The sequence below is a fragment of the Streptomyces sp. E11-3 genome, from assembly GCF_046540415.1.
In the GTDB taxonomy this organism is placed as follows: domain Bacteria; phylum Actinomycetota; class Actinomycetes; order Streptomycetales; family Streptomycetaceae; genus Streptomyces.
Genome location: NZ_JAZGRL010000001.1, coordinates 1,760,107 through 1,784,783 on the forward strand (window position 1 = coordinate 1,760,107; position 24,677 = coordinate 1,784,783).

Below are 24,677 nucleotides of genomic sequence, written 5' to 3' on the forward strand. Positions count from 1 at the left end.
CCGTCGGGGACGGGGCGCGGCACGTCACGGGGGCGGCGGCGCTCCTGAAAGCAGGAGACAGGCCAGAAGGGTGTTGACGGCGAACCGGAGAGCGTGCGGGAAATGGATCGCGGATGGCGGCGCTCCGCTGATCTGGCGGAGCACCGCCCCGGTTCACCGCGCAGTCGGCTCCAGAAGGCGAGTCGCCTGGGCAAGGCGCTCCCAGTCGATCTCGGTTGCTTCGAGACGGAGGCAGTACGGGTAGCGGAGCGCCAACCAGGCGGGGGCCACCCCGGCGAGCTCGGCCACCGTGGCGACATCGACGCCCAGCCTCAGCCACCGCACCAGGGAGGACTCCCTGAGGATGTCGACGGGCTCCCCCAACCGCCAGCTCAGCAGCTCATCGTGCGGCAACACGGCCTCTTGCGCCTGCTCCCACAGCCGCGCATACGCGGCTACCCGAAGCTGGCCACCACGCGGGCCGGAGAACAGCAGATCGTCCTCCTGGAGACCTGCCTCGTCGATCCACCCACGCAGGAACGTCGCGAACCGCGGTCGCAGCGGAATCACTCGAGCCTGCCCTCGATGGCGAGCCGTCAGCTCACCAGAACCATCCGAACGAAGGACAACATCGCGAACACGCAGGGAGCGGGCTTCACTCGAACGAAGTGCCCCCTCGGCCACAGTGACCAGGTAGGGGTACACCGAGCGACTCCCGCCCGCCTGCCTGCGTATGCAATCCAGCAGCGAACGAACTTGCCCCTCTGAAAGTATCCATTCCTCATTCAAGACGTCGACATACACAGCGCTCAACTCCTTTGGGGAAAACAGCCGACTCGTCGCACGGAGGCCCGTTCGACAGCATCAATAGTCCAGAGGATCCCCGGTTTCGGTAACCGGGGATCTCGTGTTACAAAGGGCAGGGGACCGGCACAGAAGAGCTCCGCTTCTCACCACTGCATTCACGCGCCCCGGCAGCCAATCCGCCTGCATCTAGGTTCACTTGAAGCTGCCGAACTAATCCAGTTCATTGCCGCCCCAATATGTCTGCCGTGGGCGAACCGCCTCCAGGGACAGAGATTGCTGCACAATTACACCCAAAATAGGGCAAATAGCAACCAGAAACGACACGACAGGGCAAGCGCCTTCTAAGCGCCCGCTCTGTTCCTTACCTAGAATTCGGGCTGCACCAGGACTTGCTAAATCCACTACACCTTCAGGCGTGCGACGCCACGTTCGATCGGTGCCGTGCTGTGACCAGCGCTCAGTTGATGGCCCGCCAGGTCGGGCGGAAGCTCCTGTCCCGGCGGCGCTGGGGGTATCGTCGACACGGGTCGACGCCTATAGGGTGTGCCAACCGATACCCGAGTGCCGGTGCTCGTGGTTGTAGTACGCGATGAACGCGTCACACCACTCGCGGACGTGGGCCAGTGCGTCGAACCGTTCGAGGTAGTCCGCCATGTACATCGTGGTTTTGAACTGGGCCTCGCTGTAGAGGTTGTCGTTGAAGACCTTCGGCCGCGAGTCGACCGGGTGACGCCCAAGGTCGATCACAAGTTGGGAGATCCTCTTGCTCGTCATCGAAGTGCAACGGTCCGGGGGCACGATGCCGTTGCGGGTGATGGTCTGGCGGATCAGTTCCTCGGTGCGAACCGCTGATTCGGCCCGCTCGACCGTGTGGCCGACGATGTACCAGCTGAAGATGTCGATGATCACGTAGGCGTGATACCAGATGCCCTTGGCCGGTCCGGCCGCCTTGGTGATGTCTCAGGTGAACACCTGCGAGAGGCCGGTCGCCAGCTCGGGCAGCGTCTTGGTCTGATAGGTGGCCTGTCGGCGGCGTTCACCGGCCTGACCTTGCTCGCGCAGGATCCGGTACATCGTCGAGACCGACCAGTGATAGCGCCCGCGTCCGCTCAAGGGCCCAGATCTGCGCGGGCGCCAGCTCGGCGTACTCGTCGATGTTCAGCAACTCCACGTAGATCGCGCCGACGGATGCACCTGCGGGGTACGTGCACCGCGCGGTGGCGGGGCCAGAACCGACAGTAGTGCGTGGCGCGGGAGCGGCCGGTCAGCCGACAGGCGGCCGTGATGCCCATCTGGTCTTCGACGCCCGGTGAATGCATCTTCCACGACAGGGCCGACAGCAGGTTTCGGTCTACACTCTCAGATTACTGTCCGCCCGTTGCCGTCTTCGTCCCTCCGCCATGCCGGGTCACCCGAGGACGGCATCGCATTCGGACGGCTCCGTGAGTGAACGCCGGGTCAGTGGACTTACTCGCCCACACATACGCCTCGCCAGGCTGAAGCTGCGCCATCTGCTCAGAGCGCAGACTGGCGAAGGCGCTGTTCGCCTTTTGGAGGTGCTTCAACCAGGCCGGCGAGGTGAACTTGTGCAGGATGACGTGGTCGGAGAGTTCGATCAGGGAGATCGGTACGGAGGGCGGGTCCTGGCTGGCGACCAAGATGCTCATTCCCTTGTGGCGCATCTCGCGGACGGTCTCGACTAGGCCGGCGACCAGGTCCGGGCTGTCGATGTACTTGTGCGCTTCGTCGAAGACGACCAGCTTGTTGAAGTGTTCCTCCCCGCTGCGCGCCTCGGCGAAGAGCTGCATCAGGACGACGAAGAGACCGAGTGCTTCGTCCTTCTCGATGTACTCGTCGCGGAGGTCAACAATGATCAGTCGGCCGGGCCGGATGAGGCTGGTGAGCCGGGCATTGTCGTCGATGTAGTCCTCGGCGAGATTGAGCCGCTCCTGGGCCAGTTGCTTAACGTGGTCGGGCATACCGGAATCGGCCACGCCCTGCCGGATGACGCCGAGATTCAGGTTGTTGCGGTTCGACTTCATGATGCGAGTCAGCTGCCGGATGTACGTTGACTGGTTGCCAACCGCTCCCATGAGGAAGCGCCAGTGGGATGCCTGGAGTTCGGCGGAGGAGAAGGCGAGCGGCTGGACGTCGATACCGGGAAATTCCCGTCGCCGGTCGGCGACCTGGTCGGCGGGGGCAAGCAGCAGCACGTCCGACAGCGCTTGGGGTTCGGCTCCGTAGCGCTCCTTCAGGACCTGGAGCTGCGCTTGGTCAACATTTGGGCGCGCCATGGAAGTGAACTCCGGTGCGTAGTCCATGGTGCGGCTGTAGTGGAACACCACGGTCGCGAGAGGGCGGGGAAGTTCGTTGACCGGCGGGGCGGGCAGCGAAGCCATCTCGATGATGCTGCCCAGGGTGTAGCTCTTGCCGCCTCCTTGTACGCCAAAGAGGCTGATGGTGTGGGTTTCGTCGAGATCGACCGCGACTTTCCGGCCGGCTACCTCGCCGAGTACACCGTGTTGCAGGGAGGGGCGGGTGACGCCGAGGAAGATCTCGGGGAGGCCCCCTGGTGAAGCCGATCCCGGTGTGACAGAGGTGGGCTGGGCATCGATAGTCGGCGACTCATGGAAGCCCTGACTTTCAGCGACGGTGCCCGTCCGCAGCGGATTTCCGGTACCGCCCGGAGGAGAAGCAGCCGATGAGGTTCCTTCCGAAGAAGGAGACGCCGGGTCCGCCCCCTCCGCGTCGGCACCAGGCACGGTCAAATTTGCCACGGACTGGGCCGGACCTGTCTCACGGCCCGCACGCTCAGGTGCGGTGAGTGGCGTGGTCTCGTTGCCGTTCGCGACCTCGTCCGTGTCGAGGAGGGTCACTGCCTTGCCTCCACCGGCCTGCCCGCAGTCTTCCTCCTGAGCATCTTTGGCATCCCGCTCGTCTTGTACGTCAGGTGCCCGGAATTCGGCATCGGAGAGCCGTGGCACAGCCAACTGCGACAGTGCCAGGGTGGGAGCGGTGGCCGCTCCGTCCTCATCCTGCTCCTCAACGGCTAGGTCCGTGGGCGCGGGTACACCCGGCCGAACGGTGGGAATCGCATTGATCAGCTCGGTGATCAGATCGCTACCGATGCGGTGGAACTCCACCTCGTCGTCGAGTTCGCGGTCGGTTCCCTCGCGGGCGAGGTCGAAGATCAGGCCGCTGCGGGTGAAGTGGAGGGCGTAGCCGTCATCAAGGTTGTCGAGCAGGGCGTGGGCCGCCTTCCTGGGGGCGTGCCCCATGGTCCCGTGGCGTGCCGCCCGCTCCAGGTAGAAGCGGAGCAGGGAGCCGAGTGCCAGGTTCTTGACCGGCCGGTCCACCCGGTCCGGGGAGGTGTGGCCCGGATCGAAGGACTCGGTGAGCACGGTCTGGCTCCGTCCGAGCTGCTGGGTGACCTTGGCTTTGAGGCGCTGGTATGCGCCGATGTCGTCGAGCGCGGTGTAGCACTTGACTTCGACGAGGCGGCAGGTGATGGTCCGGGTCCGCGCGTCTAGGTGGAACAGGGCGAGGTCACTGCGCTGGAAGGTGAGGGCGTCGCCCAGTTCCCGGGCCTGGCGGCGGACTTCGGCGTACAGCTCGGGGTGGGCGTCCAGGGGGACGACGATCTGGTTGTTCAGGGCGTCCTGGTAGTCCAGGTAGAGGCGGGCCAGGGCGAGGCCGAGTACTTCGGTGCGCTGTGTGGGGGCGGTGGAGGCCAGCTTGAAGGCGAGGTTGCCGGAGAGCAGGCGCAGTTGCTCGAAGAAGGTGTTGAGGTGGCGCTGTTCGACGTCGAGGCCGTGCTGCTGGGCGGTCGGTCCGAGCAGGGCACGCAGTTCGTCGACCGAGTTCGAACTGACCATGATCTGGTGGCCGAGGCCGCTGTCCAGCGAGGGCGCGTAGTCGATGACGTACTCGGGTCGGTCACGTTGTCCGGCGTGGTCGAAGTACTCCAGGCCGAGGGTCCTGTCGATGGTGACGACCCAGTCGCCGACCTCGTGGGCCTGGTAGAGCAGGGCCCGGTCAGTGTTGTCGAGGGAAAGGACGGTGCACGGCACATGGCGCGGCGCCTGTCCCGCGGTGGCGACGTTGGCCGCAGCGCCGGCGAGGAGTCCGGGTAGCCGGCCCAGGAGAGTGGCAAGGTCCTCCGCGTCCTCGGCGGGCAGAGCGACGCCGTGGCGTGGCATGGTCCGCCACACGATCTGCTGCTCGTTGTCCTCGTACGTGGAGGACGTCGGCTGAACTAGGCCGTGGACCGGGGCGTGCGCGATGTCGTGGCGTGTGACGGAACCGTGCTGTTCCCCGCCGAAGGCGTCGATGAGCACGGTCAGATGGGCATCGAACTCCGCTCCGGGTTCGCTGAACTCCTCCACCGAGCGAACGGAGTAGACGAGTTTCGCGCTCCGGGTGCCTTCCGCGGCGTGCAGGAACGCCTCCGCCTCGGTGGAGGTGAACTGACTCTGTGCGCTGATCAGTTCACCCAGCGCCGCACCGGACTCGGGGGCTTCCGGGTCGGACACGCACAGCCGAATGTCGTAGGTGAGGTCCCGGGTGGGGGTGCGGCGCTGCAGCTCAAGAAGGGCGTCGGCGACGATCTCGGCCCGGCCAGCGTTGACGATGTTCATGACCAGGGTGCGGACGTACGGGTGGAGACGTACGTACCGCTCGATCCGGTCGGCGAGCGCCGTACCGGACAACGCACCGGTTCCGCCTGCGGCTCGGGGCCCGACGGCCGGGAGGTGCAGCGCGGTGGTGAGTCGGCCAAGCAGGCCACGGGGATCGGCGGTCTCGCTGGGCAGGTAGGCAGCCCAGTACGGGGTGAGGTTGTCAGCGGCAGTCATGAGCCTGCCGTCCTGGCGCGGGACGGCGAACGGGAAGCCCAAAGGCGAGAGGGCTTGGAGGAAGGAGTCGCGGGTGGCGATGACCCGTCGCTTTTCCTCGCCGGCGAGGCGCGCGGCCCAGTCCCTGCCCAAAGCCGACCAGGTCGCCAGCCAGAGTGCGCGGAGGGGGTGCGTCGGGGAGACGAGCAGGACGGTGTCGCGCCCGCCGAGACCGTCAGTAAGGGTGACGGCCGCGCAGTCGATCTGCTGGATGCGGGCCAGCGCCACCAGCGCGGCGCCCCGGGTGCCGTCACCGGCCCGCTCGGCCTGAAGCGACTGGGCTTCCACCAGTTCCGCGTACGCCTCGGTGTAGGTGACCAGTTCGTCCCGGACCACCTCAAAGTCGACAGCCTCGCTGACCAGGAGCTGATCGGTATCGGCCGGGTCTCCCGCCTGGCCGCACAGGGCGGCGAAATAGGCGTGGCGCGTCGCGAGATAGCGGTCGTAAGCCTCGGCGGCCCGCCCGGTCAGGGTGAGGGACAGGTCCTCCTCGTTCCCCTCCGGGGCCTCGCTAATACCGTCGAGGCGCAGTACGAGTCGGCGCAGGGAAGTGTCATGAGGGCGGGCGAGTAGGTCCTGCTGGAGTTGCACGAGCAGCGGGGAGAGCCGGATCTCTGCGCTTCCCGCCGTGTGGATGCGGGCGTTGAGGACGCGCAGGGGGCTGCGCGCCGAAGTGGACTTCCAACGGACGTCCGTCAGCGTGACACGGGCCGGATCGTCCCCGGCAGCCAGCGCCTCGAACTGCAGTGATCGCAGCGCTTGGGTGATGCCGTCGTAGCGCCCGGCGCTACGCTCCGGTGGCTCCTCGACCTCTCCCTCGGGGACGACGTAGAAACGTTCGCTCTCGCCCCCGGGCAGGCCGTGCGCACCAGGGGCGATATCGAGAGCGTCACCGGAGGCGTCGAGCGGGGTGATTCTGACGTAGTGCCACCCTTCCTGCCAGTCAATCTTGTTCAGGCGGCGCAGCGGCGCCTTGTAATCGGGCTTGGCCCGCGTCCCCTTGGTGACGTGGGCAATCCGACCGATTGGCCCGCCGCTCTCCGAGACGATCTCCACGCGGAAGCGGTCAAGACCCTCCACCTTGAGCGGGGACGGTTTGATGGTGAACCGGGGTGTGAGGTCGCGGACGCCCTTGTCTCCGGCGAGCAGGTAGGGCTGCCCTACGATGGCTTCGAGTGCCGGGTGGGCCTGTAGCTCCTCGGCGTTGTCTCCGGCGGCAGGCAGACCGAGTTCGCGTACCTCGATGGAGACGGAGGCGCGGCGCCGTTCGTCGACGCGCCAGTTCCCAAAGGAGAGAGTCCAGTTCTCCCGGTCGACGACGATACGGCGGGTCCATGTCGCCGGGTCCTCCAGGCCGCAGCGGGTGGCGAATCCCGCGAGCCTGCCGGCGAAGTCCGCGTCGGTCAGCCCCAGATCGAGGACGCGTTGGCGCTCCGAGCGGCTGGAGGTGGTGAGTTTGTCGACCAGCTTGTGGTTCCGCTCGGCCCGATCCTTGACGAGCGATGGGTCGGCGTACAGCTCGAAGTCGGGTACGAGGCCGAAATGGTAGACAGCGGCCCCCGCGACCTGGTCGCGGTAGTCGTTGGTCCGGAGCGTCAGCAGGTACAGGGCGACGGCCCGGTCGCCCGTCCCATGTCCGGGCCGGTCGCGGAGTACGGCGAGCAGCTCGTCGACGCCGGGCCTCAGCCGGTCCGGTACTTGGTCGAGAAGGTGGTCGGCCAGCTGCGCGTAGGCGTCGCTGAGGAGTACTTCCTCGAAGGTCGCGATACCGAAGGAGTCCTCGGCGCTGACCCGGGCGCCCGGGGGGACGAAGACGAGGAGCGGTCCGGGCAGGCTGTTCCCGTTCCCGTCGTCACCTTCGGTGCGGTTGCGGAGTTCGACCAGTTTGGTGCTGGTGACGACGGTGTCGTGGTGCGGCTGTTCGGGAGCGAGGTCTTCGGCGGTGCCCAGGACGCAGACTGTGACGGCTGGCCCGAGTGCTCCCCGGAGCCGGCGGACCAGCGAGACCGCGAGTTCGGTCTCCACCTCGGTGACCCGCATGCAGTGCCCGGCTCCCCGCTCGCCGACCAGCTTGGCCAGGCGCGGGACGAGGACGCCTTCGAGGGCTTCGCGGAGGTCCTTCGCGGTGGGCTCCGCAAGACCGGTACTGGTGCTGCTCATCAGGCCGTCGCCCCCGTCGTCGCGGCCCCGATGGTGTACCGGGGGGTGATGGTCTGCGTCAGATAGGCGTCCGACATGTCCTGGTAGTAGCCGATCTCGCGCAGTCGGTTGAGGAAGGCCGCCGCGTTGGCCCGCAGTGCGGCCTGGTTGTCCAGGTGGGCGCCGGAGAAGCCGTCGCCGTCCGGCAGCTGGTCGATGTGGAGTCCGTACCGTTCGCGCAGGAGAGTGAGGAACTCGTCCACACGCATGGGTGCGGTGCGCAGATTGCCGGTGTCGTCGTCGCCCTCCCTCAGGAGCGACACCTGGAGGAGCACTTCGAGCAGGCGTGCGTCCAGGACGAATCGCCGGACGGCGTTGTCGCGTCTGCCGCGAGGCTGGGCGAGCAGGGCACCGGGCCGGTGCTTGAGCAGCATCGAGTCGAGGCAGTCGATGAAGTAGCTGCGGTAGTAGCTCCCCTTGTAGTGCATCAGCATCTCGATGTACTCGTCGAAGGCGTTGAGCCCGAGCTGGGTGATCTGCTTCAGCTCCGAGGGAAGGTCCTTCTCCTCGTCCCGTACGCGGGTGGCGCGCTGGAGGAAGAACGCCTCGCGTTCCTTGGGATGGGTGGAGAGGCGCCGCAGGACCTCCGCCGGGGTGAAGTAGTTCCGGCCGACGGGCGGGGTCAGCTTCTGGCTCTTGACGAGGTCCTCGGAGAACTCGTCGAGCTTCTTGATCTGATAGGTCGCCTGGACGAAACGTGTGATCCGCCCGTACCAAATGCCGGCGCTGCGTTCGGCGAGCGCGGCCGCCGGGGTGCCGGGCACGCCCTCGACGTCGACGAAGAGCCGGACGCGGTGCGGGCAGCGGTCCGCCGTAGGCGTGTCCTGATGTCCGGTCCGGCAGGCGGCGGGCGCCGATCCGGCCTCGATCACGGCGGGCAGCAGCTTCATCATCCGCAGGTGGTAGAGGGCCAGGTGAAAGGCGAAGAGGATCTTCAGGTAATCCACGAGCACGGTCCGGGGCATGTGGTCCTGGTGGTAAAGCAGCCGCAGTACGTCCCGGCACAGCTGGCGGGCCGGTTCGGCGCACAGGGCGGGGTAGGGGGTGCGGGGGCGGGTGGTGTCGGGCCGGTCCCGCATCTGTCCGCCCGCCTGTTCCACCAGGTGGAGCAGCGCCTGGGTCTCCACGTCGGTGTCCGTCCCCGGGGTGATCTCCGCAGTGGCGCGGTCGACGTCGGAGAAGAAGAACTCGCGGAGCTGGTCCAGGACCCCCTCGTCGGTGGCGAGCATCTCGTACAGCTGCTCGTCGGCCCCGTACGGGCGGGACTTGCGCTTGTTGCGGAACCGGTAGGTGAGACCGTGCAGCGGCCTGGGGCCAGCCACAGCCTCGGTGGCCCTGCCCCGGTTGACCATGTCGAGGAGATGGGTGGAGGCCCACCGGGTGGTGGTCTCCCGGTCGAAGCCATCGAAGACTTCCGGGTGGTCCAGGAACAGCTTGACGAAGACGTCGACCTTGAGCTCGTTGGAGCGGTTGATCTTGCTGGGCATGCCCTGATGCCACAGACGCGCGAGCAGTCCGGTCAGGACACGGTCCATGTCCAGTGTCTTGTAGTCGAGCCGGCTGATGCCGGGGTGGTGGAACGTCCCCAAGGAACCGCTCAGCGCCATGTCGTCTCCTCCGCCCTCGCGGCGTCCCGTGCGATGCCGACCGCAGTGCCCACGACAGCCGGACCGTCGCCGTCCGCCCCGCTGTGGTCGTCGCCGGACCGTGCTGTCAGTTCTTCCATGTGCAGGACAGAGTCCTCAGTGCGGTGGATCCGTCGCAGGTCGTGTCCGTGTGTAGTGAGCAGGATCTCCTGGTATGGCACGGCCGCCAGCCGGTTCTTGAACACGGCGAGGGCGAGCTGCTGCCCTTGCAGGTCGGTCACGGACGGCCGGTAGCCGCGCTCGAACCTCTGGAGAAGCTCGAACAGGTCGAGCCGGATGTCGAGTTCGGCCGTGCCGCCCTGGCTGCCGGCCGGATCCCGGTAGCTCAGCCGCAGCGAGGTGCGCCCCGACTCGATGTACGGCGAGGCCGCCGCGTTACCTGGTTCGAGCCGGAACCCTTCTGCGGGAAAGCGGCGGAAGGTACGGATGGTGCCGCCGGGTACGTCGCGCACCTTCAGCGCGAGGGCGTCGCCGATCCGCTCGGGTGCCACGAGTCCCTCACCACGGTTGAGCGCCCGCAGGATCCGATCCCGATCCTTGGTGCCCGTCTGCGTTGCGCTGGACAACAGCGCCATGAAGTGCAGCACCGACGGGTACGGCAGCATCCGCTCCGCACGATCCTCGTCGTGGAGTTCGAAGTAGAGCAGGCGGCGGGCCGCGTCCACGTAGTGGCGGTGGGCCGCGGCCTGGGAGACGCGTTCGGTGACCGACCGGCCGAGCTGCTCGAACGCGCCGCGCAGCAGTACGCGATCGCGGTCGCCACGCCCGTCGACCGCGACCAGCGCCCGGTCCTCCAGGAGCCCGGCGTAGTCCAGACGACGGTCGAGCTGCGGCTGCGGGACCGCCGCCACATCGGCCTCGCGCAGCAGGGTCAGCAGTCGGTCCCGCTCGCGCGGACTGCCATCGGCGGCGGCCGGGGCGCCGAGGTGGGCGGAGAAGTAGAAGCTGTCTAGGATCTCCTGACCGGAACCGGCCGCGTACAGCTGGTGGATCTCTGCACAGTCGCGGCCCGAGGTGAGGGTGTAGGCGAGCGCGGAGCGCAGATCGCGCAGGGTGATGTGGAGCCTTCCGCGCAGCTGGGTCACTTCGTAAAGGCGGCGCAGACGACGCGCGGCCTGCGGGCCGGCGGCGGGGTGCTGGAAGGTCTGGGCGTTGTGCCGGGCGTAGCAGGTGGCGGCCAGGTCGCAGCGCTCGCAGTCCTCCCAGAACCGGTCGTGTGTCATTCGGTCGAGCATGCGCTCCAGGAGCGATTCGCCGTTCTGCGGTTCGCCGTCGGCGTCGAGGGAACGAGCCGCGACGTCACGTGCGTTGAGGTTGACGACGGCGACGGCCTGCCCGGTGTCCCGGCCCGCCAGGCCGAGGTTGGCCACCTTGGCGAGGTGCGGGAAGCGGTCGTGGTGGTGGCTGAGGAAGTCGACCAGACGCCCCTCGTTGATGGCGATCAACCGGGTTTCCCCCGCGACCTGCCACGCCGATGCGTCAGCCCCGGCGAAGGGTGCGAAGAACTCGTCCAGTACGTCGTCGCCGCTGATCTCACCCTCGTCTTGACTGCCGTCGTGGTTGGTGCGGAACCGATGCCCGTCCAGGCTGAAGTCGCTGCCGTTGGCCCGGCGGGGCCCGAACTCGGCCCCAAGCTCGTGCGCCTGGCGTTCGAATCGCTCCAGGAAGGCCGTCTTGCCGTCGCCCGCGTTACCGGTCACCACGACCAGCGTGTGCCGGCCTTCCCGCAGTGCGGGCACGAGCTCCCGGTCCAGGGCCGTCTCGACGTACACGGACATCGTGTGCGGGTCAAGGCCGCGGGTGCCGCGGTTGCTGCGGCGGCTCTGGCTGTACAGCGTTTGCAGGTGGGCCACGAACGGGTTGGCGTTCGGCTCGGGGTCCTGCGGCTCCTGGCCGGTGCCGGGTTCCGACGATGGCGCCGGGGGCTGTTCGGCCCGCTCGGACGGGGACGACGGGGCCACAGCCGGTGGTGGAGGTGCGGGGGCGACGCGCGCGGATTCCAGCGCCTCCAGCGCGCGCAGCAGTTCCTCGGCCGTGGAGAACCGCTCCGCCCGGTACGGGGAGATCGCGCGCAGCATGATCTCGGCGAAGCCGGGTGCCAGATCACCGAAACCGCTGTACGCGGTGCGCGGGTCCACCGGCGGCACTCCGGGCGAAGGCCGCCCGACTCCCTCCCACGGGTACTGCCCGCCGGTCAGCGCCTCGTACAGCGTGACGCCGAGGCCGAACAGGTCGCGGTCGGTGTAGCCGGAGGCGTCGGCGGGCACCTGGTCCAGGTCCGGCGGGCTGTACCGGGGGCTGGTGTAGCTGTGCCCCTCGGATGAGTCGGAGGTCTTGGAGATCCCGAAGTCGATCAGCTTGACGCCGTCGTCGGTCCACAGCAGATTGCTCGGCTTGATGTCGCAGTGCCACACCCCGCGCTCGTGGATGTGACGCAGCCCGCGCGCGGTGTCGATCGCGAGCCGCAGCACGTCCGCCGCGCCCATCCGGCCGCCACGGATCACTTCGGCGACGTCCTTGCCGTCGACGAACTCGAAGACCAGGTACGGGTACTCGTCCGGCGGCATCAGCCGGTCCGCGTCCACCATCGACACCACATTGGGGTGCGGGGCGTTCTGCAGCCGATCCAGGACGCCCGCCTCGCGGCGTAGCCGCTCTAGGACAGAGTCCCGGTCCCGCAGGACTAGCTTCACCGCCCGATCGACACTCCTTATCGTGTCGTACACCCGGTAGGCCACACCAAACGAGCCGGGACGGCCCAGACGGTGGCGCACCAGATACTTCGTACCGAGCTGGTGGTCGGCCGGCAGGTCACGGTAGAACTCCGGGCCCCGCGGACCGTCCTGCACGGGCTGCCCGGCGGCGGGCTCAGGACGAGCCGGGGGAACTGCGGCCGAGGAGCCGATACGCCGGGCTGGAACCCTCCGCGCTCCCGTCACCAGATCCAGACGGCGCAGCGCCTCCACAGTGGTCGGCCGGTCGTCTGGAGCCGTTGCGCACAACTTCTGCAGCCAGTGGGCCAGTTCTACACGGACCTCGGCGGCTTCGAGGACCTGCGCAGGGAGCCGCCCTGCCGCGTCGGCCTGCTCGGTTGCGGAGGTGAACGGCAGCTCGCCGGTGAGGAGCTGGAACCCGATGACGCCGACCGCGTAGATGTCCGACTTCATCCCCATCGCCGCCGGGTCGGCATGGCACTCGGGCGCCAGATACGCGCGATCGGCGACCTGGTACGCCTCCCGCATGACCGTGTGGGCGCGGCGCTGCGCGGTCTTCGCGTACTCGAAACCGGTCAGCATTGCCCGGCCGTCCTGCGCGATCAGCACGGTGGACGGGTTCAGCTCGCGGTGCGCGATCAGGCGGCTGTGCGCGTGGGCCAGTCCCATCAGCATGTGACGGATCGTCCGCAGCTTCGCGTCGGCGGTCAGCGGGTCTGCGGCCCCGTTCAGGTGCAGTGCGAGGGCGTGCCCCGGAACGTCGTCGTAGACGGTGACGAAGGAGTCCTTGTCCTCGTCGGCGAAGAAGTCCCGCACTCCGACGATGTTCGGATGCGAGGGCAGCTTGCCGAGCGCCTCGTACGCGATGCCGATCCGCTTCTGCTGCTGGAGCCGCTCGGCCTCCGGCGCATACGGATCCGCCCTGCGGACAGAGAGCCGGACCGTGCCCGAGCCCTGCACCGCGAGGGCGTTCTTCGCCCGGTACTCGCGGTGGACGTCGTCGCCCTCCTCCGGGCCCGTCTCGCTCAGCCGCTCGATCACTTCCCAGCTGCCGAACCGCAGAGGCCCCGACGGCGGCCGGGACGAACCCTGCACGGTGCGCACGATCAGCTCATGGTTCGCGGAGACATCCGTGTCGAAGCGGTTGGTCGAGGTGGGTACGCGGCTCACGTCCGCGAGCCGGCCAATAAGGTCCGGGAGGGTGACGGTGTCACGGGCGTCGTGCTGACGGGGCGTCCGGTCGACGAGCAGGGCATCGGGTGCGGGCAGGACTACGAGGGCGTCCGTGTAGAGCCGGGAAAGCGGACGGTGGGCCGTCTCCAGGAGCGTCTTCAGCTGCTTGGCGTGCCCGCGCAGCTTCGGCAGCGGGGAGCGGAACGGCGCCCGGTGAAAGGGCTGCCAACGGCCGCCGTCGACCTCGATGCGGCCCCGGGTGCCCTTGACGTCGATGACGTACACGGCGTGCCCGGTGACCACGACGAGGTCGACCTCGAACAGCTCGTTCCGGTTGTACGGAATCTCGACGGAGTGCAGGACCGTCCAGTCGTCGGGGGCGTGATCACGCAGGTGCGCGATCACCCTCCGCTCGGCATCGTTGACGGCCTCCCCAACAGCAACGATCCTGGCACCCATTAGCCGGCAGCCTCCTCGATGGCGGTGGTGAGCAGCGCGAGGGCCTGGTCCTCCAGGACGTCGGCTTCGTCGCGGCATTTGTAGGCGTGGCGGACGGTGGCTGCGATGCGGTCGCGGTCGGCGGGGGGCGCGACAGGGACCGGGATCTCGTCGCGCAAGTGCTCGTGGATGTCCTGCTGCTTGCCGCCTGCGCTCAGAGAGCGGAGCAGGCGGAAGGCTGCCTCGGAGCGAAAGAAGGCGAAGAGGTAGGCACCGGAGATCCCAGGATCGCCACTGACGACGCGGAGGAAGTGCTGGGTGTATACGTACTTAAGCCAACGGCCAGTTACGAACAGCGGTCGACAGAAAACTTCGTTGTCACCCAGAGTGCCTTGCGCAGCGATCATGATCGTTTCGTCGCTGGCGAAAATTCCAGCAGGAGCGTGAGCAGCGCTGATCCAGCGCCCTTCGGGGCGCAACCAGAAGCCCTGCCGCTGTCCGATGAGTTGGACTCCGTACTCAGGGTTGCTTTCGACCCTGGCAAACCTGGTCCCAGATCCGAGTTGCCCGCCGGAGCAGATGTCACCAAGCTTGGCATTCGGTACGGATGCCAGCTTCTCTGTCAACTGCCGGGCCCTAGGGGCGAAATTCAGCGCCCGCAACGACATCGCACTCACACTCGGAACCTCGAACCCGAGGTCCCGCTCCTGCTGATGCCAGCCGACATCGATCAGCTCGGGCAGCCCCACACTCGTGAAGAGGTCCTTCGTCGCGCTGACCGAGGACGACTGGAACTCGGCACGTAGTCGCGCGCACTCTTCCACCAGATCGTGAATCTGCCCCTCGAGCTTCGTTCCCAATCGCGGCACTGGCAGCCCCGCGATGTGATGCGGCTCGATGTGCTTCACGGCCGAGCCATACACCGACCCTCGCACGAGCGACTCACCGAACTTGCTGAGCAGGAAGGCGTACAGATATCCGGATTTGATCTTCTCCGGATCGGGCTCGACCTTGACAGTGTCCTCCGAGGCCCAGTAATCACCCATGTCGGGCCGGACGTACGCACGCCTTCCTGCGTTAAATCCCGAGCGCGAGACCAAGGTCATTCCAGGCTTGAGCTGGAGGTACGACAGAGCTGGCGATTCCGCATCCGACTTACGCAGCCGGGGCAACCCGGTCAGGTCGGCCGCCATCATATCCTTGGTACCGAGGAACGGCACGCTGTGCTCAGGATCGGTAAGGAACACCCGCCGGAACATGGGTCCGCTGAAAAGTCCGCCCTTGTGCCCCGCCGTCAGACTCACCAGCGGCTGCGTCCTCGGCAACTGCTCCAGCAGCTTCTTCGTCTTCATGGACCCCGCCACGTACGGCGAGGCATCAAGCCGAAGCCCTTGATCCGCGAACCAGTCGGACTTCACCGGATTGGACAGCTCGGCAACCTTCACGCCCCGACCTCCGTTCCCGCCGACCCTGCCGTACGCGGGTCCACGCCCGGCACCGGGTACTTGGCCCGGAACTCCCGGTACTTCTCCGCGATCACCGGGAGGTCATTGTCGATGACCTTCTTGCTGCGAGTCAGTGGCCGGGTCACCTCCTTACCCCGGACACGAAGACGCTCCATGACGACCTCCGTCTCCACCACGATCTCCCCGTTGGGCTCACGCTTGTAGAGGTCGTTGCCGCGTCGGTCGAAGCCAACCTTCTCCGCGACGGCCATGAAGACGGGGTACGCCTTCTCCGTCCCGAGGTCGTGGTTCTGGATCTCCTGCCGGGTCTTCCGCTTCAGGAAGAGGAGCGTGGTGAGGATGTTGACGTTGGCGTCGACGACGAACGTCTCTACCGGCAGCTCGACGCTCGCGAGAACCCAGCAGTTCCGCAGAACGTACCGGCGGATCGCCTCGTCCGTCGGCCCCGGGTTCGACAGGATGCCGTTCGGCAGGACGATTCCGATCCGTCCGCCCGGCTTGACCCACTCGATGGCTCGCTGGATGAACAACTGCTCCGGCGCCATGCTCGACGGCATGCTGGTCGTGCTCGCCTCGACCTCGCCGGTCTCCTTGTTACGCCCCCAGGACTTGGCGATCCCGTTACGGAACGACCCGAGCACCGACTCGTCGCTGACCGGGATGTCCGCGCCGAAGGGCGGGTTGGTCAGGAGTACGTCCACGGTAGGCTTGTCGAGCGGGATCTTCTTCTTCGCTGCCTCCACGCCCGCAAGGTGCCCGCGCGGGAAAGCGAGCGAGTCCATGTGGAAGACGTTCCCCGTGGTCTGCGCGAGCGTCATGATCGCCATGGTCGTCGCACGCACCAGGAACGGGTCGAAGTCGGAGCCGAACAGATGCTCCTCCGCGAACACCTTGAGCTTGTCTCCGTACCGCTCCCGCTCCTCCGGGGTGTCCGGGAAGCCGAACGTGCCAGCCTCCTTCTTCCAGGTGTGGTGCAGGTGCTTCAGCGTGGCCTGGAGGAAGCCGCCGGTGCCGCAGGTCGGGTCGAGGACGGTCTCGTCCTCCTTCGGGTCGAGCATCTCGACCATCAGGTTGACCGCGCCGCGCGGTGTGAAGTATTGGCCTCGGTCACCGCGCAGGTTGGTGCCGACGAGTTCTTGATAGGCGATGCCCTTGGCGTCGACATCCGTGCCAATCAGGTCGTACGGGGCGAGCTCACTGACGATGAAGGCAAGAGCCCGGTCGGAGAGGGTGATCTCGTCGGTGGGCTTGAAGACGTCCTTGTACTCACTCTTGACGTCCTCGAAGAGCTCCTTGACGCGCTTGCTGATGGCCGCGCGACCGTTCGGGTCGAACATCTCCTTCAGACCGGTGCGGAACCGGCCGTGCACGGAGCCGTGGCTGACCCGCTCGTCGTACATCTTGGCGAAGAGCAGGTAGAGGAACTGCCAGAAGGCGGCGTCCTTCGGCATGCCCTCGTTGCCGTGGATGTAGTTGTGACAGCGCCGGAAGGCGATCTTGAGCATCTCCGGGTCGGCCTGGCGCAGCCGTTGGTGCGAGGCAACGGTGCGGCTGCCGAGGGTGCCGTCGGCGACCTCCCAGTTGCTGCGGTCCTCGAAGTCGGCACCGAAGTCGCCGACCACCTTCTTGAGGAAGAAGAAGTCGACACCGTCGGTCCACATACCGTCCGCGCACTGCGGACGGTCCTCGTTGCCCATCAGCTCCTGGAGCTCCTCCAGGTCCTTCCGGGCCTGGTCGGGCTCGCGGAGCTTGACGACGTTCTTCCCGCGCTTGGGCTCCTGCTTGCAGATCACCACCCGCCGGAGGTTCGCCGTGGTGTGCGGGGCGCCGGACTCGAAGATCGCGATGTCGGCCTTCTTGCTCCGCTTCCGCTTGGCGCCCTCCTCGCTGACCGTGACGGAGAAGTCGCGCTGCATGTCGCCGGGGTCGATGCCGTGCTCGTGCACCAGGGCGCGGGCGATCCGCTGCCGGACCTTTTCCTTCTCCGTCTCCTTGATCGCTTCGCCGGAGATGTAGTCGACGACCTGGCCCTCCTTGAGGGCCGTGACCTTGGGCGCGGAGCCCTCCGCTGCAGGCTCCGCGCCGTCCTCGGGCTGCTGCGGGATGTCCAGGTCCAAGGTCAGTTCCTCCATCGGCGTGCTGCTACTTTCCTGTGCTCGGTGGTGCGGGTAGGGGCCTGCGCCCCGGGGCGGTCCTTGCGTGCGCTAACACAGTTGCCATCTGTGATCCTACGGCCCCAGGGGCGCCTCCTAAGGCGCGTTCCGCCAGGCCGGAGGGTGCGCGGTCCGGGGTTTCCGGACCCTACAGGCGAGCACCGACAACGCCTGGGCAGAAGCGGACAACGGGGCTGGGCCAGCGGCGCCCTCAGCTCATTACTCCCTGCCCGCGCTCACTTCTCCGTCGGCTCGTTGCCCTCCCGCAGCCGCACCGCCAGTGCCAGCTCGTCCAGCGACCCCTGCCCCGGCAGGAACCACCGGATCGTGCCCTGCGCGGCGCTGTCCACCCCGGACGCCTCGAAGCGCATCTTCCGCGCGAGGCCACTGGGCGAGTACCACTCGTCGTCGGCGTGCCACTGCAAGGGGTTACGCCCTGCCTCGTTGCTCCACGTCGCCTGGGCCCGCCGCGGATCCGCCGCCAGCCACTCAGTCATCTCGCGGCGCTCCGGCTTGCTGTACGGGCGAAACTCCAGAACCGTGCCCTCCTCAATCTCGCCGGCGGCGACCAAGGTCGTCACTGCGTTCACCTTCCGTCCCCGAGCCTCGGCCGTAGCTACCCGATAGTCCTCGTTGAGCGCCGGCGCCTCGTCCTCGGAGTCGAGCTTGCGCAGGGCCGCACGTACCACTCGCTCGATCCGTTCCGTGTTCCGGACGGCGGCGATGATGTGGCTGGACGTGCCGTACTCGTTGTCGATTGCGTCGAGCACCCAGGACAGGGAGTCACGGACCAGGCCGGGCACCTTAGCGAGCTCCGTCGCCCAGTCGCACTCCGGGTCCTCGATGGCCCGGGTGTCCAGGCGGCGGTAAACGATGTGAGTGACCAGGAGGTCGCCGTAGAAGGCCGCCGCGTCGGCGCGCCAGACCAGCCCCTCGCGCAGGAGCTGCAGCTGCGCCCGGACCTCACGGAGAAGCTCGACACTGCGCCAGACCTTGAAGACGTTCGGTTCGGGGCCGAAGGTCTCCTGGTAGTTGCGGTCCTCCCACAACCCGGCGAGGTGGTCGTCACGCTTGGCCACGGCTGCGAGCCGGGCGTTCGGGCTGACGGCTGCGAGCGCCTCGGCGGCCTCGGTAATGGAGCAGCCGTGCGCCGGGTCGGGGACCGTCTCACCGCGCTTGATGACGTAACTGCGCTTGAGGAGCATGGCGAAGTCGTCGCGGAGCCTGACCTGGCCGGGGTCAAGCGACTTAAAGTCGCGCTCCTCGATCGGGTTCTGCGTGTTCGTGGTGGTGGTCACCTGGTCGCCGAAGCCTGGCGGGCAGTCTTCCAAGGAGATCAGGCGTACCAGGACCCGGCCGTCCTGCGCCGCGCCCGTGTCCTCGGTGAAGGCCCGGTAGATGGCACTCACCGTCTGCGCGCCGTTGACCACGCTGACGCCGGACAGCTGGAAGTTCCCCACCTTGCCGGGCAGCGCCCGGCCGATCGGCTGGATCGACTCGCACAGCATAGTGATGCCGTTGCTGAAGTACCAGAAGTGCTCGGGCTCCTCCCGCAGAGTCTCTCTGATCTTGGAGTTAACGTCGCTCTCGTCGAGGGAGTCGCGGATGTTCCGGGCGAAGAGGCCGCGCCGGTGCTCCTCGTAGAGGTCGGCGAGGGCGGGGACGGTCATGGTGCCGTACATCGCCTTGTAAGGCGTCGACTCCTGGCCGAAGCACTCCAGTTGCACCCTGGTGTCGATCTTTGGTGCGGCGGAGTCGCCGAGAATCGCGCGGTGGAAGTCGCGCAGGTCGAGGACCTTGACTTCGACCATGTCGCGGACGACCTGATTCTGCTCGTCCTGCTTCATCTTGATCAGCTCGCGTACGCCGTCGCTGAGCGGCGCCTCGCGCATCAGGGCGAGCACCAGAGTAATCTTCGGGGTACCAGAGTCATAGGCCCGTTCGATGTCGGGGACGAACGGCTGGAAGCGGCGGTTGAATCGGCCGAAGTTCCGGTCGAGCATCAACTCCAGACCGTGGAACATCTTATGCACCTCGGCCTCGCCGAAGCCGCCCCTGTTTTGGTCGCTCCACTTCGCCTGCACCAGACAGATCCGGGAACGTGTGGCGCCGAGGTCCACCGCAATCGAGTCAAGGCCCTGATCGTCCTGCCCGTCGAAGGCCCTCGCGGCGGCTACCCGGTCGCTGCACGGGTGCTCGATCTGCGCGGCGAGCGCGGCAAGACCACGGCTCAGGAACGCCTGATGGCGACTGGCCTCCGACAGCCGCGCCTGGTCCGACATGTCGATGAGACCGGTGAATCGGTCCTCGATCGCCTTGCGGACGTACCCCACGTGCAGTTTGCTCACGATCCACCCCTGTCAGTGCCTCAGATCGTCAACACCCTATCGAGGCAGGGGATGTTGGTTGTCATGGCAGAGAAGCATCGCAACACGGCGGAGTTTCGTGAGGGGCGGTACGGATAGTGACGGAGTCCGGGAAGCCGGTCCCCAAGGTCGCGAAGGAGCTGGGATCAACGAGACGACCCTGGCGAGCTGGGTCTCGCGGGCGATGCGGGCCGGGAAGCATACGTCCGAGGACAGGGACGAGCTGATCGCCCGGCTGACGGCGGAGAACGCGGCGTTGGAGAAGGAGAACAAGGAGCTGGTGATGGAGCGCCATTCCTCCAACGCTGCATGGCCCTGTGGGTGAAGTAGCTGCGGCGTGCCCGGCCGCGGCGGTCGGGGTGATCAGCGACAACAAGACCGAGCACGGCGTCCCGTACACCGTCTCGTACCGCGCTCTGGGCGTGAGCGAGTCATGGTTCCGCAAGTGGCGCGAGACATCTGACGAGCAGGACTCAGTAGATCGACGCTCAGCAGCGTCGCACTCTCTCCAGACCCATCGACATACGCAACCCCTGACATCCCAGACCTGCTCGACAGATCACCTGACACCCCATCAGAACGAGCGTCAAATGAGCGTCACGAGCGCCATTTCAGCGTCAAGATATCGCCCGTAACGCCCACACCGCACATAACGCGCACGCACAAAACTGCAGGTCAGGAGCTCTTCGCGGCCGGTTCAAGGATCGCGACGCACTCCACATGGTGCGTCATCGGGAAAAGATCGAACGCCCGCAGCGTCCGCACCTTGTAGCCCCCCTCCCGGAAGTACGCCAAGTCCCGCGCCAGCGCCGCCGGATCGCAGGCGACGTACGCGATGCGGCGCGCCCCGAGGCTCGACAGGTGCTTCACGGTCTGCTTGCCGGCGCCCGCGCGCGGGGGGTCGAGGACGACCAGGTCGACCTCGGTGATGCCGGTGCGCGGCAGGGCCTGGTCGACCTTGCCCTGTTCGATGCGGACGCGGTCGAAGTCCTTGAGGTTGTGGCGGGCGTCCTCGACGGCGCGCTTGCCGGACTCGATGCCGAGGACGGCGCCCTGGTCGCCGACCCGGTCGGCGATCGCGCCCGCGAACAGGCCGACGCCGCAGTACAGGTCGAGGGCCATCTCGCCCTTGCGCGGCATCAGGCCCTGCATCACGGCCCTGACCAGGGTGTTCGCGGCCTGCGGGTGGACCTGCCAGAAGCCGCCGTTGCCGACGCGGTAGGTGCGGTCGTCGGCGCGCTCACGGACGAACGCGCGGCCGTGTACGCGGTGCACGCCGCCGTCGTGTTCGTCGACGCGGAGGACGGAGACCGGCTTGTCGAGTTCGACGAGCGGGAGGCGGGCGCCGGGGCGCGGGGTGAGGATCACCTGGCGGTCGCTGGAGCCGGTGGCCGCGATGGCCTCGATGGACTCCATGCCGTCCCAGGCGCGCTTCTCGATGCCCAGCTCGCTCACGCCGGGGGCCGCGATCATGCAGTGGTCGATCGGCTCGACCTCGTGCGAGCGGTGGCGGCGCAGGCCCGCGCGGCCGTCGGCGTCGACGGCGTACTGCACCCGGGTGCGCCAGGCGGGGACCTCTCCCGCCGGGAGCTTGTCGCCTTCCGCGGGCATGACGGTGCCGTCCCAGCCCGCCTCCTCGGGGGTGAGCCCCGCGAGCCGCTGCAGCTGCTCGGCGATCACCTCGCCCTTGAGGCGGCGCTGGGCGCCCGGCTTGGCGTGCTGCCAGTCGCAGCCGCCGCACTTGCCGGGACCGGCGTACGGGCACGGGGCCTCGACCCGGTCCTTGGACGCCTCCAGTACCTGGACCGCGTCCGCGCGCAGGAAGCGGGAGTCCTCTTCGCCGTCCGTGACGCGCGCGATGACCTTCTCGCCGGGCAGCGCGTGCCGGACGAACAGCACCTGCCCCTCGGCGGTACGGGCGATGCAGTGGCCGCCGTGGGCGACGGGGCCGATCTCGACCTCGTACTCCTGACCCACCAGCGAGTTCTTCGGTTCTGCCTGCATGGTGGGATGGCTCCAAGAGATCGAATGCGTGCGGCGGGACAACAACCTACGAGTCTACGTGGGAGTCGGCCCTCCGCCGCCCATGTGTAGCTTGGGGCTCGGTCTGAGAGGCTTCTGACAGGCTTCAGATCAGAGGGGCTGTGGAACCTGAGCGGGGCCTCATCCTCATCAGGGCGACAGGCCCCAGGGTCTCGTGCGCAACGAAGAACAGCCGGAAGGACGGGCGTGCACATCGTCATCATGGGCTGCGGGCGAGTGGGGGCCGCACTCGCGCAGAGCCTGGAGCAGCAGGGGCACACGGTCGCGGTGATCGACCAGGACCCCACGGCCTTCCGCCGCCTGGGCTCCGGCTTCGGCGGCCGCCGGGTCACCGGAGTCGGCTTCGACCAGGACACCCTGCGCGAGGCGGGCATCGCGGACGCCGGCGCCTTCGCCGCGGTCAGCAGCGGCGACAACTCCAACATCATCGCCGCCCGGGTCGCCCGCGAGATGTTCGGCATCGAGAACGTCGCGGCCCGTATCTACGACCCGCGCCGCGCCGAGGTTTACCAGCGCCTGGGCATCCCGACCGTGGCCACAGTCCGCTGGACCGCCGACCAGATGCTGCGCCGGCTGCTGCCGTCGGGGGCCGAGCCGCTGTGGCGCGACCCCACCGGCGGGGTACAGCTGGCCGAGGTGTACGCGTCGACCGCCTGGGTCGGCCACAAGATCAGCAAGCTGCAGGAGGAGACGGGCGTACGGGTCGCGTTCCTCACCCGGCTGGGCGAAGCGGTGCTGCCGACTTCGCAGACGGTGCTGCAGGAGGGCGACCTGGTGCATGTGATGATGCGCACCGACGAGGTCGAGAAGGTCGAGGCGGCGTTCGCCGAAGGCCCGAAGGAGGGTCGCCGATGAGGGTCGCCATTGCCGGAGCGGGCGCGGTGGGCCGTTCCATCGCGGGTGAGCTGCTGGAGAACGGTCACGAGGTCCTCCTGATCGACAAGGCGCCGACCGCCATCTCGGTGGAGCGGGTGCCGCACGCCGAGTGGCTGCTGGCCGACGCCTGTGAGATCACCTCGCTGGACGAGGCGGCGCTGCAGCGCTGCCAGGTGGTGATCGCCGCGACCGGCGACGACAAGGTCAACCTGGTCGTCTCGCTGCTGGCGAAGACCGAGTACGGCGTCCCGCGGGTCGTCGCGCGCGTCAACAACCCGAGGAACGAGTGGCTGTTCAACGAGGCCTGGGGCGTCGATGTCGCGGTCTCCACGCCGCGGCTGATGTCGGCCCTGGTCGAGGAGGCGGTCAGCGTCGGCGACCTGGTCCGGCTGCTGCGCTTCAGCCACGGTGACGCCAACCTGGTGGAGCTGACGCTGCCGCCCGAGTCGGCCCTGGCCGGCACCCGGATCGGCGACATCGAGTGGCCGGAGGACACCTCGCTGGTCACGATCATCCGCGGCACCCGGGTGCTCACGCCGGGCGCCGACGACTCCCTGGAGGCGGGCGACGAGCTCCTGTTCGTGGCGGCCCAGGCCCGCGAGGAGCAGCTTGAGGACCTGCTGTCGGTACGCGCCTGACGCGCCCGGGCGTCACGAACACGACGAGGGCCCGGCACCTTCCCGGTGCCGGGCCCCAGTGCCGTGTACGGCCGGCTACGCCTCGCCGCGCTCTGCCGCCGCGCGCTCCTTCGCGGCCTGTTCGGCCCGCTCCTCGGCCTCCATCTCCGCGAACACGTCGATCGGCGGCGGCGCCTTGGCCAGGAACACCCACGTGAAGTAGACGGCCAGGACCATCGGCGGCAGCTTCAGCGCGATCAGCACCCAGCCGAGCTGCGCGGTGTCCGCCCACCAGTAGAGCGGGAAGAGGATCGCGGCCTTGGCCAGGAAGATCAGGCCCCAGGCGAAGCTGGCCTTGACGTAGGCCTTCTTGCGCCCCGGATTGCGGGTGCGCCAGGAGAGGTTCTCGCGGAAGATCGGCCCGAGCAGGATGCCGAGCAGCGGATACCCCACCAGCGCGGAGACGAAGAAGGCCAGGCCAAGGCCGAGGCCGTAGACCATGCCCGGCAGGTAGAAGTCCTTGGCGTTGCCGGTGAAGAGGGCGAAGGCCACACCGACCGCGACGCCGAAGACGCCGCTGAAGGCGTGCTTGACGGTGTCCTTGCGGGCCAGCCGGACGATGACCAGCAGGACCGAGACCGACAGTGCGGCGATCGCCGCACTGTGCAGGTCCCGGTTGATCGTGTAGATCATCACGAAGAGCAGCCCGGGGACCATCGTCTCCACGGTGCCCCGCACGCCGCCGAACGCGTCGAGCAAGGCGGCCTGGGTGACTGCCTTGGTGTCGCCGTCCGGGCGGCTCGCGTCGCCGGTGTCCTGGCTCACCTGATCGGTCGGCTTGTCGACAGACGTCACCGGCTACTCCCGTCCGAGCGGTCTGAGTTCGTATTTGGGGTTGAAGAGCACCCTGCGGCCGCGGTTCATGGAAATGCGGCCCGATGCGATCAGCCTGCGCCCAGGTTCTATACCCACTATCGAGCGCCTGCCGAGCCACACCACATCCAGTGGGGCCGAGCCGTCGAAGAGCTCCGCCTCCAGCGACGGGACTCCGGCCCGGGGCTTGAGGGTGACCGTGCGCAACGTACCAGTAACGGTCACCATCTCGCGGTCCTGGCAGTCGTCGATGCGGGTGCATCCCGCGGTCGCCGACTTCTCCAGGAGCTCCTCCGACTCCAGCCCCTCCTGGGCGGAGGACAGTCGGCCGAACATCCGGCGGAGCCGGCCCGCCGACTTCTCTGAACGAGGAACTGGGCTCATAGAGAAAGCCTACCGGGGTCCGGCGGGGCGGGATCAACGGCGGTGGCCGCA

At 67.7% G+C, this 24,677-nt stretch carries 15 protein-coding genes; 3 read left to right on the plus strand and 12 right to left on the minus strand.

All coding sequences use genetic code 11. The features are described 5' to 3' along the window. Nucleotides 1-153: 153 nt before the first annotated feature. From U9R90_RS07950 to U9R90_RS07990, 9 genes are all read right to left on the minus strand, one after another. Nucleotides 154-783 (minus strand): hypothetical protein, encoded by a 630-nt coding sequence (locus U9R90_RS07950; protein WP_411055683.1) that lies wholly within the window; start codon nucleotides 781-783, stop codon nucleotides 154-156. Between the two features lie 537 nt (nucleotides 784-1,320). Next, on the minus strand, nucleotides 1,321-1,695 hold the full coding sequence (locus tag U9R90_RS07955) for an integrase core domain-containing protein (protein ID WP_411055684.1): 375 nt from the start codon (nucleotides 1,693-1,695) through the stop codon (nucleotides 1,321-1,323). Nucleotides 1,696-1,746: 51 nt separating this feature from the next. After that, the gene (locus tag U9R90_RS07960; protein ID WP_411055685.1) at nucleotides 1,747-1,899 is read right to left on the minus strand and encodes a hypothetical protein; all 153 of its coding nucleotides are present in this window, start codon (nucleotides 1,897-1,899) and stop codon (nucleotides 1,747-1,749) included. Nucleotides 1,900-2,150: 251 nt separating this feature from the next. Beyond that, entirely contained in the window at nucleotides 2,151-7,838 is a 5,688-nt protein-coding gene (gene mads8 / locus U9R90_RS07965; RefSeq protein WP_411055686.1) for a methylation-associated defense system ATP-binding protein MAD8, read from the minus strand. After that, nucleotides 7,838-9,484 (minus strand): methylation-associated defense system protein MAD7, encoded by a 1,647-nt coding sequence (gene mads7, locus U9R90_RS07970; RefSeq protein WP_411055687.1) that lies wholly within the window; start codon nucleotides 9,482-9,484, stop codon nucleotides 7,838-7,840. Before mads7 ends, mads8 begins: the two co-directional genes overlap by 1 nt. After that, nucleotides 9,475-13,869 carry a methylation-associated defense system protein kinase MAD6 gene (gene mads6 / locus U9R90_RS07975; protein WP_411055688.1) on the minus strand — a complete coding sequence of 1,465 codons (4,395 nt, stop codon included), beginning with the start codon at nucleotides 13,867-13,869 and terminating at the stop codon, nucleotides 9,475-9,477. Before mads6 ends, mads7 begins: the two co-directional genes overlap by 10 nt. Then, nucleotides 13,869-15,293 (minus strand): methylation-associated defense system restriction endonuclease subunit S MAD5, encoded by a 1,425-nt coding sequence (mads5, locus tag U9R90_RS07980; protein WP_411055689.1) that lies wholly within the window; start codon nucleotides 15,291-15,293, stop codon nucleotides 13,869-13,871. Before mads5 ends, mads6 begins: the two co-directional genes overlap by 1 nt. Then, a complete protein-coding gene (gene mads2 / locus U9R90_RS07985; RefSeq protein WP_411055690.1) occupies nucleotides 15,290-17,446 on the minus strand; it encodes a methylation-associated defense system DNA methyltransferase MAD2 in 2,157 nt (718 codons plus the stop codon). Before mads2 ends, mads5 begins: the two co-directional genes overlap by 4 nt. A gap of 257 nt (nucleotides 17,447-17,703) precedes the next feature. Then, nucleotides 17,704-19,815: an AIPR family protein gene (locus U9R90_RS07990; RefSeq protein WP_411055691.1), complete on the minus strand. Its 2,112-nt coding sequence runs from the start codon at nucleotides 19,813-19,815 to the stop codon at nucleotides 17,704-17,706. A gap of 202 nt (nucleotides 19,816-20,017) precedes the next feature. On the opposite strand from U9R90_RS07990, the gene U9R90_RS07995 reads away from it, so the two are divergent. Further along, complete coding sequence (locus U9R90_RS07995; RefSeq protein ID WP_411055692.1) at nucleotides 20,018-20,158, plus strand: hypothetical protein; 141 nt, start codon at nucleotides 20,018-20,020, stop codon at nucleotides 20,156-20,158. 350 nt (nucleotides 20,159-20,508) lie between these two features. Here the strand turns inward: U9R90_RS07995 and U9R90_RS08000 are convergent, their stop codons facing one another. Continuing rightward, entirely contained in the window at nucleotides 20,509-21,837 is a 1,329-nt protein-coding gene (locus U9R90_RS08000; RefSeq protein ID WP_411055693.1) for a class I SAM-dependent RNA methyltransferase, read from the minus strand. 225 nt (nucleotides 21,838-22,062) lie between these two features. Between U9R90_RS08000 and U9R90_RS08005 the strand changes: the two genes are divergently transcribed. Together U9R90_RS08005 and U9R90_RS08010 are read left to right on the plus strand one after the other, a co-directional pair. Further along, the gene (locus tag U9R90_RS08005) at nucleotides 22,063-22,731 is read left to right on the plus strand and encodes a potassium channel family protein (protein WP_411055694.1); all 669 of its coding nucleotides are present in this window, start codon (nucleotides 22,063-22,065) and stop codon (nucleotides 22,729-22,731) included. Further along, a complete protein-coding gene (locus U9R90_RS08010) occupies nucleotides 22,728-23,390 on the plus strand; it encodes a potassium channel family protein (protein WP_411055695.1) in 663 nt (220 codons plus the stop codon). Before U9R90_RS08005 ends, U9R90_RS08010 begins: the two co-directional genes overlap by 4 nt. Before the next feature lie 75 nt (nucleotides 23,391-23,465). Here U9R90_RS08010 and U9R90_RS08015 read toward each other — a convergent pair whose 3' ends face one another. Further along, complete coding sequence (locus tag U9R90_RS08015; protein ID WP_411055696.1) at nucleotides 23,466-24,224, minus strand: DUF3159 domain-containing protein; 759 nt, start codon at nucleotides 24,222-24,224, stop codon at nucleotides 23,466-23,468. A gap of 3 nt (nucleotides 24,225-24,227) precedes the next feature. Beyond that, entirely contained in the window at nucleotides 24,228-24,626 is a 399-nt protein-coding gene (locus U9R90_RS08020; protein ID WP_411055697.1) for an OB-fold nucleic acid binding domain-containing protein, read from the minus strand. Nucleotides 24,627-24,677: the final 51 nt, after the last annotated feature.